Annotated in this window: 12 protein-coding genes; 7 read left to right on the top strand and 5 right to left on the bottom strand. The window is 73.1% G+C overall.

Annotated features, from left to right (window positions below):
• The first annotated feature begins 131 nt into the window (after positions 1-131).
• Positions 132-2,684, top strand: a complete 2,553-nt coding sequence (locus MHO01S_RS12575; RefSeq protein WP_061782388.1) for a DUF4118 domain-containing protein — start codon at positions 132-134, stop codon at positions 2,682-2,684.
• A gap of 4 nt (positions 2,685-2,688) precedes the next feature.
• Positions 2,689-3,378 carry a response regulator gene (locus MHO01S_RS12570; protein ID WP_060959089.1) on the top strand — a complete coding sequence of 230 codons (690 nt, stop codon included), beginning with the start codon at positions 2,689-2,691 and terminating at the stop codon, positions 3,376-3,378.
• A 220-nt stretch (positions 3,379-3,598) separates the two neighbouring features.
• Here the strand turns inward: MHO01S_RS12570 and MHO01S_RS12565 are convergent, their stop codons facing one another.
• The 4 genes from MHO01S_RS12565 to MHO01S_RS12550 all read right to left on the bottom strand — a co-directional run bounded on the left by MHO01S_RS12565 (position 3,599) and on the right by MHO01S_RS12550 (position 6,424).
• Positions 3,599-4,561, bottom strand: coding sequence for an SRPBCC family protein (locus MHO01S_RS12565; RefSeq protein ID WP_060959088.1), 963 nt, complete (start codon positions 4,559-4,561; stop codon positions 3,599-3,601).
• A 1-nt stretch (position 4,562) separates the two neighbouring features.
• Positions 4,563-4,925 carry an ArsR/SmtB family transcription factor gene (locus tag MHO01S_RS12560; RefSeq protein ID WP_060959087.1) on the bottom strand — a complete coding sequence of 121 codons (363 nt, stop codon included), beginning with the start codon at positions 4,923-4,925 and terminating at the stop codon, positions 4,563-4,565.
• Positions 4,926-5,696: 771 nt separating this feature from the next.
• Positions 5,697-6,032 carry a TraR/DksA family transcriptional regulator gene (locus tag MHO01S_RS12555; protein WP_060959084.1) on the bottom strand — a complete coding sequence of 112 codons (336 nt, stop codon included), beginning with the start codon at positions 6,030-6,032 and terminating at the stop codon, positions 5,697-5,699.
• A complete protein-coding gene (locus tag MHO01S_RS12550) occupies positions 6,029-6,424 on the bottom strand; it encodes a VOC family protein (protein ID WP_060959085.1) in 396 nt (131 codons plus the stop codon). Before MHO01S_RS12550 ends, MHO01S_RS12555 begins: the two co-directional genes overlap by 4 nt.
• A 108-nt stretch (positions 6,425-6,532) precedes the next feature.
• On the opposite strand from MHO01S_RS12550, the gene MHO01S_RS12545 reads away from it, so the two are divergent.
• Positions 6,533-6,808: a hypothetical protein gene (locus tag MHO01S_RS12545; RefSeq protein WP_060959118.1), complete on the top strand. Its 276-nt coding sequence runs from the start codon at positions 6,533-6,535 to the stop codon at positions 6,806-6,808.
• A 35-nt stretch (positions 6,809-6,843) separates the two neighbouring features.
• Here the strand turns inward: MHO01S_RS12545 and MHO01S_RS12540 are convergent, their stop codons facing one another.
• On the bottom strand, positions 6,844-7,422 hold the full coding sequence (locus MHO01S_RS12540; protein ID WP_061782387.1) for a hypothetical protein: 579 nt from the start codon (positions 7,420-7,422) through the stop codon (positions 6,844-6,846).
• 292 nt (positions 7,423-7,714) lie between these two features.
• Here MHO01S_RS12540 and purL point away from each other — a divergent pair, with 292 nt between their 5' ends.
• From purL to MHO01S_RS12525, 4 genes are all read left to right on the top strand, one after another.
• Positions 7,715-10,051 (top strand): phosphoribosylformylglycinamidine synthase subunit PurL, encoded by a 2,337-nt coding sequence (gene purL, locus MHO01S_RS12535; protein ID WP_061782386.1) that lies wholly within the window; start codon positions 7,715-7,717, stop codon positions 10,049-10,051.
• Positions 10,052-10,055: 4 nt separating this feature from the next.
• Positions 10,056-10,190 carry a hypothetical protein gene (locus MHO01S_RS16910; RefSeq protein ID WP_255266093.1) on the top strand — a complete coding sequence of 45 codons (135 nt, stop codon included), beginning with the start codon at positions 10,056-10,058 and terminating at the stop codon, positions 10,188-10,190.
• Positions 10,191-10,312: 122 nt separating this feature from the next.
• Positions 10,313-11,308 (top strand): hypothetical protein, encoded by a 996-nt coding sequence (locus MHO01S_RS12530; protein ID WP_061782385.1) that lies wholly within the window; start codon positions 10,313-10,315, stop codon positions 11,306-11,308.
• Between the two features lie 42 nt (positions 11,309-11,350).
• Positions 11,351-12,109, top strand: a complete 759-nt coding sequence (locus tag MHO01S_RS12525; RefSeq protein ID WP_061782384.1) for a hypothetical protein — start codon at positions 11,351-11,353, stop codon at positions 12,107-12,109.
• The last annotated feature ends 5 nt before the right edge of the window (positions 12,110-12,114 follow it).

Here is a 12,114-nt window from a genome sequence, read left to right as displayed (position 1 = left end):
CCCCCCCCCCCCCCCCCCGGCATCCCTTGCAGTTCGGGTCGGTGGCCGGGTCGGGCGAGCGGCACGGCCCGGGCCGACGAGAACAGCTTCGGCGGGGGCCGGAGAACCGACGGGAGAACTAGGGTGAACGCATGAAGCGCGGCAGGCTGCGGGTGCTGCTCGGGGCCGCGCCCGGCGTGGGCAAGACGTACGAGATGCTCTCCGAGGGGCGCCGACTGCTCGCCGACGGCCACGACGTCGTCGTCGGCATCGTCGAGACCCACGGGCGCGCCGCGACCGCGGCGCAGGCGGAGGGCCTCCCCACGCTCGCGCGCCGGCGGCTGCAGCACCGCGAGGTCGACCTCGACGAACTCGACCTCGACGGCCTGCTGGAGCGGCATCCGGAGATCGCGCTCGTCGACGAGCTCGCGCACACCAACGCGCCGGGCTCGCGCAACGAGAAGCGCTGGCAGGACGTCGAGGAGCTGCTGGCGGCGGGCATCGACGTCATCACGACCGTCAACGTGCAGCACATCACCTCGCTCGGCGGGGTGGTCGCGCAGATCACGGGCGTCGCGCAGCGCGAGACGGTGCCGGATGCCGTGGTGCGCGCGGCCGATCAGATCGAGGTGGTCGACCTCGCGCCGCAGTCGCTGCGCGACCGGCTCGCCGCCGGTGCGGTCTACCCCGCCGAGCGGATCGACGCGGCCCTGTCGAACTACTTCCGTCTGGGCAACCTCACGGCGCTGCGCGAGCTCGCGCTGCTGTGGCTCGCCGACGAGGTCGACAGCGCGCTGCAGAGCTACCGCGAGGAGCACGGCATCCGCGGCGCATGGCAGGCCCGCGAGCGCGTCGTCGTCGCCCTGACCGGCGGCCCCGAGGGCGACACCCTGCTGCGCCGCGGCGCACGCATCGCGGCGCGCGCGGCCGGCGGCGAACTGCTGGCCGTGCACGTGACGACGCAGGAGGGCCTGCGCGCCGCCGCGCCCGGGGCGCTGGCCGCCCAGCGCGCACTGGTCGAATCGCTGGGCGGGAGCTACCACCAGGTCATCGGCGAAGACGTGCCGCGCACGCTCGTCGACTTCGCGCGCTCCGTCAACGCGACGCAGCTCGTGCTGGGAGCGAGCCGGCGCAGTCGGCTCGGCGCGGCGTTCACGGGTCCCGGCATCGGCGCCACAGTCATCCGCGAGTCGGGCGACATCGACGTCCACATCGTCACGCACGCGGCCGCGGGCGGTGCACTGCACCTGCCGCGGGTCACCGGCGGCGCGCTCGGCTGGCGCCGCCGCATCCTGGGGCTCGTCGTCGCGCTGACGGGCGGGCCGTTGCTGTCGTGGCTGCTGTTCGCGACATCCAACGACGAGACGATCACCTCCGATGTGCTCGCGTATCAGCTGCTGGTGGTGGTCGTCGCCCTGATCGGCGGCATCTGGCCGGCCCTGTTCGCGGCGGTGCTGTCGGGACTCACGCTCGACTTCCTCTTCATCGATCCCCGCTTCACCGTCACGATCGACAACCCGCTGCACGCCCTGTCGCTCGTGCTGTACGTCATCATCGCGATCCTGGTCAGCTGGATCGTCGACCAGGCCGCGCGGCGCACGCGACGGGCGCGTCGGGCGGCAGCGGAATCCGAGCTGCTCGCGACGGTGGCCGGCAGCGTGCTGCGCGGCGAGAGCGCCGTTCCCGCGCTGGTCAGCCGCACCCGCGAGGCGTTCGGCCTGAGCGGGGCGCGCCTGCTCGCCGGCGACGGATCGAGCGGAGAGGTGCTCGCCACCGACGGCGAGCCGGTACGGGACGGTCGCGCCGTCGTCGTGCCGGTCGGCGCCGACGCGAGCGGACGACCCCGCGCCACCCTCGAACTCCACGGCGGCGACGTCGACGCGCTCGAACGCCGGCTGCTCGACGTGATCACGGCGCAGCTCGCGGCCGCGCTCGAGCACGGCGACCTCACGCAGACGGCGCGCACCGCCGATGCCCTCGCCGCCACCGACCAGGTGCGCACGGCGCTGTTGTCGGCGGTGAGCCACGACCTGCGGCGTCCCCTGGCCGCCGCGATCGCCGCCGTCGGCGGCCTGCGGGCCACGGGGCCCTCCCTGAGCGCCGACGACCGCGACGAGCTCATCACCACGGCGGATGAGTCGCTCGCCGCGCTCGCGTCGCTCGTCACCGATCTGCTCGACGTCAGCCGCGTGCAGGCCGGCGTGCTGGCCGTCTCGCTGGCCCCGGTGGATGTCGCGGCGACGGTGCTGGAGGCGATCGACGAGCTCGGGCTCGGCCCCGATGCCGTCGAGCTCGCCCTCGATCCGGCGGTCCCGGCCGTCCGCGCCGATCCGGTGCTGCTGCAGCGCGTCGTGGTCAACGTGCTCGCGAACGCCCGCCGCTACGCCCCGTCCGGCACGCGCGTGCGCATCGCGTCGAGCCGCCTCTCCGCGACCGTCGAGCTGCGCATCGTCGACCACGGTCCGGGCGTCGAGACGGAGCGGCAGGGCGACATCTTCGCCCCGTTCCAGCGACTCGGCGACACCGACAACACCACCGGGCTCGGCCTCGGCCTCGCCCTCTCGAAGGGTTTCACCGAGGGGATGGGCGGAACGCTCACGCCCGAGACCACTCCCGGCGGCGGCCTCACGATGGTGATCTCGCTGCCCGTGGATGCCGCGGCATCCGTCACCGCGACGACCACCCGCTCCGGGGCGGGAGGATGACACCGTGAAGATCCTGGTCGCCGACGACGACCCGCAGCTCGTGCGGGCCCTGCGCATCACCCTCGCCGCGCACGGCTACGAGGTCGTCGCCGCCCCCGACGGCGCCGCCGCGATCGCGCTCGCGGCGCAGGCCCGGCCCGACATCGTGATGCTCGATCTCGGGATGCCGCGCCTCGACGGCGTCGAGGTGATCCACGCGCTCCGCGGCTGGACCGACGTGCCGATCCTCGTCGTCTCCGGACGCACGGGATCGGCCGACAAGGTCGAGGCGCTGGATGCCGGGGCCGACGACTACGTCACGAAGCCGTTCCAGATCGATGAGCTGCTCGCGCGGCTGCGGGCCCTCGGGAGGCGCCGATCCGGGAGTTCCGCGGCATCCGCCGACGCGCCCGTCGTGCGCTTCGGCGACGTCGAGGTCGACCTCGCCGCGACGCGGGTGGTGCGCGGGGACGAGGTCGTGCACCTCACGCCCACGGAGTGGCGCATGCTCGAGTTCCTGGCCCGCAACCCCGGGACGCTGGTCACCCGGCAGAACCTGCTGAGGGACATCTGGGGCACCGATCAGGTGGCGGACTCGGGATACCTGCGCCTGTACATGTCGCAGCTGCGCAAGAAGCTCGAACGCGACCCCGCCCACCCGCAGCATCTGCTGACGGAGCAGGGCATGGGCTACAGGCTGGTGCTCGGGGACTGATCGCGACCGCGCCGCCGCGGCGTGCCGCGTTTCGACTCGCTGCGCTCGCTCAACGACCGGAGGGCGCACCCTTCCCGGTCGTTGAGCGAGGCGCGCAGCGCCGCGTCCGCCCGTCCCGACCTCACGTTTCGACTCGCTGCGCTCGCTCAACGACCGGAGGGCGCACCCTCCCCGGTCGTTGAGCGAGGCGCGCAGCGTCGAGTCGAAACGCCGCGACCCCTCAGCCCGCGACGACCGCCTCCAGCCGCGCGTACGACGACTCCATGCCGTCGGTCATCCCCGTGGCGAGGATCATGTCGCGCGTCTCCTTGTCGGGGTACTCGATCAGCAGCGTCAGCAACGTCGCACCATCCTCCTCGTAGAGCTGGAGGTCGTTGAGGTTGGCCGGTCCCGGAACCCCGATCATCCGCTCGGTCGACACCTCGCGCCAGATCGGCTCGCTGAGCACGGTCTCGCTCTCGAAGCCGAACCGGGTCGACTCGTCGTCGCCCTGCTGCCACACGAAGCGGGTGGTCTCGCCGACCTCGCACTCGATCATCTGCCAGCCGTCGGGTCCCAGCAGCCACTGCCGCAGCAGCTCGGGCTCGTGGTGGGCGCGCCACACCAGCTCGCGCGAGCCCTCGATGAGTCGGGTGATGCGCACGTGCTGATCGGTCAGCGGCTCGGTGCGGGTGCCCTTGCCCTGCGCGTAGGCGCGGAGGTCCTGCAGCACCGCGTCGAGCTGGCTCATCGCGAGGCGCGAACCCTCGATCGCGCCCATCGCGACGACCTGCTCGAGCGCTTCGAGCGAGGTGAAGTAGGTGGTGTTGGTCAGGCGAGAGCCCTCGGCGGTCGCATCGAAGGAGAACAGCATCCGCATCGACGGGAAGCCTTCGAGCTTCTCGCCGTCGTCACCGACGAACGAGTCGAGCACCTCGAAACTGCGACCGGGCTCGACGTTCAGGACCTCCCACGATCCGGCGGAGCGCTCCCCCCGCGGACTCGTCATGCGGTAGTCCACGCGACCGCCGGGGCGGAGGTCGAACGCGGTGAAGGTCGCCGGCCAGCCGGGAGGACCCCAGAACCGCTCGAGCTGCCGCGGGTCGGTGAAGGCCTCCCAGAGCCGGGAGACGGGAGCCGCGGCATCCGCGACGAGGGTCATCGTGAGGTTCTCGGGGTCGGTCGTGATGACGGTGACGGGCATGTCAGTCTCCTTGCGTGGGACGGGGATCGTGCGGTTCAGCCAGCAGGGCGTCGAGGCGGTCGATGCGCGAGCGCCAGAGGTCTTCGTATCGGGCGAGCAGCGCCCGGGCGCGGGCGATCATGCGCGGGTCGGCGCGCACGAGGCGCTCGCGTCCCTCGGCGCGCTTGATGACGAGGCCGGCGGCCTCGAGCACGGCGATGTGCTTCTGCACGGCCGCGAACGACATGTCGTAGTCCGCGGCGAGCGCCGACACCGACTGCTCGTCGACGATCGTGCGTCGCAGGATGTCGCGCCGCGTCGCCGCCGCGAGGGCGTGGAACAGGCGGTCGGTCTCATCGTCGCTCAACTCAGTTTGTACAACCATTTGGTTGTACGTTAGGGCAGGGGATGCCGCGTGTCAATGCCCCCTTTTCACAGCCCCGGAGACCACGCCGTCGAACCTCCGCGGATGTCGCGGCGCACACCGACGGCGCCGGCCCTCCGGGCTGCGGACACGAAGCCGCGCCTGCTTCGTGTCGAACGCCTGTGGCGGCCCGAACTCCTCCACATCGACACGTGGCATGGTCGAATGCGGCTCGGTGACCGCCCCGGAGCAGCGGGTGGAGGAGTTGGGGACCCGGCGGCGCGGCACGGCGCGGCGCGGAACGGCACGGCGGGCCAGGCATCGAGACCCGAGCACGCGTGGCCCGTCAGCCGACGCTCGCATGCGCGGCCCGAACTCCTCCACATCGGACGACGCCGCCCACCCTGAGGCGCTCCTGGACGGCTTCGACGCGCGAATGGAGGAGTTGGGGACACGGCGACGCCGGCACGGCTCGGCACGGCTCGGAACGGCACGGCGAGCCAGGCACGACACGCGCGACCCGGGCACGCGTGGCCCGTCAGCCGACGCTCGCATGCGCGACCCGAACTCCTCCATATCGGCCTCTGGGTCCCGCTCCGCGGCGTTCCTGGACAGCTTCGACCCGCGACTGGAGGAGTTGTGGACACGGCGACTGCGGCGCGGCGCGGCGACCCTGGCACGGCTCGGCACGGCACGGCTCGGCACGGCTCGGCACGGCTCGGCGGGCACCGCACGGCGCCGCGGCCCCCGCTACCCGGGCACGGCACCGCGACCCGGGCACGGCGCGGTGCGTCAGGCGGCGCAGGCGATGCAGGTCGTCGCCATGGGGCGCGCCTCGAGCCGGCCGGGAGCGATCGGGGCACCGCACACGAGGCAGACGCCGTAGGTCCCGGCATCCACCCGCGCGAGCGCGGCGTCGACCTCCGCCCGCTCGTCGCGCACGGAGCGGCGGAGCGCGTCGATGCGCTGCCACTCCCCCGACAGGGTCGAGCCCTCCGGGTCGTGCTCGTCGTCGGCGGTCGCGTCGGACCGGTCGGCGCGCACGGCGACCTCATCGGCGTCGAGCCGGGCGAGCAGCTCGTCGAGCTCCGCGGCGCGGGCCCGCAGGCGCACGACGGGGTCGGTCATCCCTGGTAGCCGATGAGCCAGGTCACCCCGAACCGGTCGCGCACCTGTCCGTCGTGATCACCCCACGGCCGCAGTGCGAGGGCGTCGAGCACCTCGCCACCCTCGGCGAGCGCCGCGAACCACTCCTCGAGCGTCGCCGGCTCGGCGGTGCCCAGGAGCGAGAACAGGATGCCGCGGAGTTCCAGGGTCTGCTCGCCGCTCCCGGCATCCGACGCGAAGAGCTCGACCGGACCCTGCAGCATGCCGTGCGCGATGCGGTCGGCGGGCCCGTCGTCGCGACCGAACTCGCCGAAGGTCGAGAGGACGAGTCCGCCGCCGAAGACGCCCCGGTAGAACTCGAGTGCGTCGCGTGCCGTGCCGTCGAAGGAGAGGTACGGGGTGAGTCCGGTCATGGGGGCGAGGATACGTCGAACCCGCGACACGCACGACCCCTCCTGTCAACCCCCGTGCGCGTCGCGCCGACCCGGCGAACAGTGGAGGGCACCACGAAGGAGGACGAGATGACCGATCCGCAGACGTCCGACACGATCGACGGCACGGCCGGCGTCGGCACCGAAGACGCCCCCGAGAGCGTCGAGCCCGACGCCGAGGCGCTGACCGAGCCGAGCACCGAGAAGGACCCGGGCGAGGAGCCCCTGGCACCGCATCCGGAGGAACCGCTCGCGCCGAATCCGGAGGAGCCCCTCGCGCCCACTCCGGACGAGCCGACGATGCCGCAGGCGGAGGAGCCCAGCCACCACGCCGTGGGCATCGGCGTGATCGACGACGAGGTATGACGGCGACCGCGCACCGGTTCCGCGTCGGCCCGGTTTCAGGACCGCAGCCCGCGCCGGGCGGCGACCGCGCCGCACCGCCAGCCGGGCGCATCGCCGCCGCGAGGCGGCGCGATCTCGGCGGTGTCGATCCCCGAGCCCTCCAGAAGCCAGGCGATCAACGAGTTCGAGTTCCACATGTCGCCGATCCCGAACGGATCGCGTCCCCAGACGAAGCGGGGCGCACGGCCCACCCGCGCGATCAGCGCGCCTGCCGCCGCGGGTGAGAGGGCGAGCCGACGGGACGGCTCCACGGCCCACCGGCGATCGGGGATGACGCCGTCCTTCCAGCAGCGGATCTCGTAGCGGAAGAGTCGGGAGCCCCCGAGCCGGCGCGATCCCACCGGTCCCTCGGCGACGACGCCGCGGGGGCCCACCGGACCGCCCCAGGCCGGCGTCATCTCGATGACGTATCCGGCCTCTCCGTCGAAGACCTCGAGGGCGGCATGGAAGAGGGGCCGCGGCGACCGACGCGCCCGGAGGGCGCGCAGCGACTCCCACCAGCGGCTCGTCCGGACGACGACGCGCCCACCCGCCCCGACGGGCAGCCACCACAGGTCGGCGTGAGAGCCGGTCATGAGCGTCGACCGACGCGAGACGGAGACCCCATGCGTCGAGGCTACCGACCCTCGTGATCCGGGCCACGGCCCGAACTCCTCCACCCCGCCACGGCCCGAACTCCTCCAACCCGCCGCCACGCCCGGCGGATCGGGCTGTGGCCGCCTCCGACAGGCGCGGATGGAGGAGTTCGGGACACGAGCAGACGAGGAGCGAACCCCGCGGAGCGGGCCACGGGCGCGCGCCCGTGCCGGACAGCGTCCCGGCTAGACTGAGGCCGTCCCCGGCACCCGAGTCTTGGAGTCCCGCCGCGTGAGCACCCCCGCATCCGACAGCAAGGTCGCAGACACTGTCGAGAACGCCGTCCAGACGCCGGAGAAGGAGCAGCCGTACGCGGCACTCGGACTCAAGAGCGACGAGTACGACCAGATCAAGCAGATCCTCGGCCGCCGCCCCACCAGCGGCGAGCTGGCGATGTACTCGGTGATGTGGAGCGAGCACTGCTCGTACAAGTCCTCCAAGATCTACCTGCGCCGGTTCGGGCAGAAGGTCTCCGAGGAGATGAAGGCACGCCTCATGGTCGGCATGGGCCAGAACGCCGGCGTCGTCGACGTGGGCGAGGGCTGGGCGGTCACCTTCAAGGTCGAGAGCCACAACCACCCCAGCTACATCGAGCCGTTCCAGGGCGCCGCGACCGGCGTCGGCGGCATCGTCCGCGACATCATCTCGATGGGCGCGCGCCCCGTCGCGGTCATGGACCAGCTGCGCTTCGGCGCCATCGACAACCCCGACACGGCCCGCGTCGTGCACGGGGTGGTCAGCGGCATCAGCTTCTACGCGAACTGCCTGGGCCTGCCGAACATCGGCGGCGAGACGGTCTTCGACTCCGTCTACCAGGGCAACCCGCTCGTCAACGCCCTCGCGGTCGGCGTCATGCGCCACGAGGACATCAAGCTCGCCAACGCCACCGGCGCGGGCAACAAGGTCGTCCTCTTCGGCGCCCGCACGGGCGGCGACGGCATCGGCGGCGCATCGATCCTCGCGTCCGACACCTTCGCCGACGGCGGCCCCACCAAGCGGCCGGCCGTGCAGGTGGGCGACCCGTTCGCCGAGAAGGTGCTCATCGAGTGCTGCCTGGAGCTCTACCGCGACGAGCTCGTCGAGGCGATCCAGGACCTCGGCGCCGCCGGCATCTCCTGCGCCACGAGCGAGCTGGCCGCCAACGGCGGCTCGGGCATGCGCGTCGACCTCGAGAACGTGCTGCTGCGCGATCCCACGCTCACGCCGGAGGAGATCCTCATGAGCGAGAGCCAGGAGCGCATGATGGCGATCGTCGCGCCCGAGAAGCTCGACGCGTTCCTGGCCGTCACGGGCAAGTGGGATGTCGAGACGAGCGTGCTCGGCGAGGTCACCGGCGACGGCCGCCTGCAGATCTTCTGGCACGGCGAGCAGATCGTCGACGTCGACCCCTCGACCGTCGCCGTCGACGGCCCGGTCTACGAGCGCCCGGTCGCCTACCCCACCTGGATCGACGCCCTGCGCGACGACTCGGCCTCGGCCCTCGACCGCACCGACGACCCCGCGACCCTGCGCACGCAGTTCCTCGATCTGCTGGGCAGCCCCAACCTCGCCGACACCAGCTGGGTCACCAACCAGTACGACTACTACGTCATGGGCAACACGGCGCTGAGCTTCCCCGATGACGCCGGCATGATCCGCGTCGACGAGGAGAGCGGCCTCGGCTTCGCGATCGCGACCGACTGCAACGGCCGCTTCTGCCAGCTCGACCCGTATGCGGGTGCGCAGCTGGCCCTCGCCGAGGCGTACCGCAACGTCGCCGTCACGGGGGCCGTTCCCACCGCCGTCACCGACTGCCTGAACTTCGGCAGCCCGGAGAACCCCGAGGTCATGTGGCAGTTCGGCCAGGCCGTCGACGGTCTCGCCGACGCGTGCCTCGAGCTCGGCGTCCCGGTCACCGGCGGCAACGTCAGCTTCTACAACCAGACCGGCGACACCCCGATCTTCCCGACGCCGGTGGTGGGCGTGCTGGGCATCATCGACGACGTCGCCCGCCGCATCCCGAGCGGCTGGCAGGATGCCGGCGAGAACATCTATCTGCTGGGTGTCACGGCCACCGAGCTGAGCGGATCGGCGTGGGCCGAGACCGTGCACGGCCACCTCGGCGGACGCCCGCCGGCGGTCGACCTCGCGCAGGAGAAGCGCCTGGCGGAGCTCATCCACGCGGCATCCCAGCAGGAGCTCGTCTCGAGCGCGCACGACCTCTCGTCGGGCGGGCTCGCCCAGGCCCTCGCCGAGGCGGTGACGCGGTTCGGTGTCGGCGCGCGCGTGTGGCTGCGCGAGATCATGGAGCGCGACGGCGTGGATGCCGCGACCGCCCTGTTCAGCGAGTCGACCGGCCGCGTCATCGTGTCGGTGCCGCGCGAGGAGGACGTGAAGTTCCGCGGACTGTGCGAGGGCCGCGGCTACCCGGTGCTGCGCATCGGCGTGACCGACGTCGCGGCGGACGGCGACGAGCCGGCACTCGAGGTGCAGGACGTGTTCACGGTGACCGTCGGCGAGCTGCGCGCCCGCGCGCAGGCGACGCTGCCCGCGGCATTCGGTCCGACCGTCACCGAGCCCGTAGGCTGAGCGCATGAGCGACGAGGACGAGTACACCGGCATGAACGAGGCGCGCACGCGCCGCACGCGCATCATCGCCTGGGTCACGATCATCGCCCTCATCCTCGTGGGCGGCGGCGCGACGGTGCTCGCCCTGCTCTTCGGCTGAGCCGGCGCGCGGGCTCCTCGGCGCATCGCGCACTCCGCGTCGGATCGAGAGGCCTCGGCCGGTACGGATGCCGCGGCATCCGGTCTGCGAGCGCTCCCAGGCGTTCTCGTTAGGCTGAGGACGTGGATCCGCTCTGGGCGTCTCTCGCCGAGTTCTGGTGGATCGGGCCGACGGTGATCGGCACCGGCACCCTCGGCTGGCTCGGGCTGCGCCGGGAGCGTCGGCAGCGCCACCGCCGCATCGAGCTCGACGCGGCGCGCCTGGAGATGCACGCCGCCCGCCGCGCGGCGACGGCCGCGCGTGCCCGGCACCGGGTGGCGCGCACCGAGCTGGCGCGGGTGCAGGCCGAACAGGCGACGGGGCGCGCCGGTCGCGCGGACGTGATCGCCGCACGGCGCGAGCTCGACCGTGCCGCCGACGAGGCGCGAGCCGCCGCGGCGACCGCGCGCGCCCGACGTGCGCACGTGGCGGCCGCCCGCGCGGCGCTGCCCGCGGCGACGGATGCCGCCGACACCCCCACCGCGCGACTGCTGGCCACGCACGACGCGATCACGGCGCGATGGATGACCTATGAGACCGATCCCGCGCGGCTGATCGCCTTCCCGGCGATGACCGATGCCCGCCAGCCGCTGACGGCGGCGTTCCTGGCCGCGGAGCGGCGGGCGCGCGAGCGGCGTCCGGCCTCCGCGCAGGCGCGCATCACGCCGCCGCAGTTCGCCGCGTACCGGGATGCCGTGGCGGCCGTCTCCCGCGCATTCGATGCGGCCGAGGCCGACGCCTGGCGGCAGGCGCGGGCGGCGGGCGACGCCCCGGCACGACCGGCGCCCGGCGACCCCGATGCGCCGCGCGCCGGCACGATCGGGATCGCCCCGTGGACGGAGATCGCGCAGAACCTCACCCAGACGGTCACGCACACGGTGATCGCGCGGGGGACGGAGGCGTTCGCCCGCGTGATGGCGACCCGGGGATCGCAGGCGGCGCCGGCGCCGCGCGGCGACGCGGACACGACGCAGAACCCCGAAGACCCACCCCCGGGCGCCGCCGGCCCCGCCCCTTCCGGTCGTCCCGACGCTCCCGGCGGTCCGATCTGGCCCGTGCCGCGACGCCCGCGCGCCTAGGCCTCGCCGCGCAGAGGCCTCCCCGCGCATAGGGTTGAGGCCGTGGACCAGTTCTGGATCTTCGCCCAGCACTATTGGTGGCTGGTGTTCCCCGTTCTCGGCGTCGCGGGCGGCGCACTGCGCCGGTGGGACGTGCTCGCGCAGCGTCGTCACGCGCGTCGGCTGGAGGTCATGAAGGCGAAGGCCGAGCTGAAGACCATCACGGCGTCCACCCGCGTCTCCGGAAGCGACCCCCAGCCCATCACGAAGCCCTCCCCGCTGCCCGATCAGCTGGAGAAGCTGTTCGCGGTCCACGACGACGTGACCGCGCGGTGGTTGGAGTACGAGCTCGATGTGGCCCGCATGATCGCCTTCCCCACCATGAGCGACGGCCGCCAGCCCCTGACCGCGGCGTTCCTGCGTGCCAAGAAGGTCGCCGACCGTCTGCGCCCGCCGTCGGCCGATGCCCGGGTCGGCGCCGACCAGGTCGCCGAGTACCGGGCGGCGGTGACCGACTACGAGGTCGCCTTCGATCTCGCCGAACGCGAGGCCCGACGCGTGCGCGACTCGCAGTTCACCGAGACCGAGCGCAAGCGTCTCGCCACCGCGCAGCAGCTGCTGGCCGTCGCTCTCGACGAGTCCGCGACGCCGGCCGAGCGCCAGGTCGCCTACCGGCGGGTGCGCGAGGAGGTCGACGGCCTGCTGGCCCTGTCCGACGAGGCCGTCGAGATCCTCGAGAACCGCGTGGCCCTCCAGCTCGAGCGTCCGCATCCCGCCCCCGACGACGAACGGGGCCCGGCGAACGCCGGACCCCGTCCCTGACGGTC

This window comes from Microbacterium hominis NBRC 15708 (assembly GCF_001592125.1).
Taxonomy (GTDB): domain Bacteria; phylum Actinomycetota; class Actinomycetes; order Actinomycetales; family Microbacteriaceae; genus Microbacterium; species Microbacterium hominis.
Note: the sequence above shows the minus strand (reverse complement) of the source record. Positions and strands in the feature narration are given on the sequence as shown.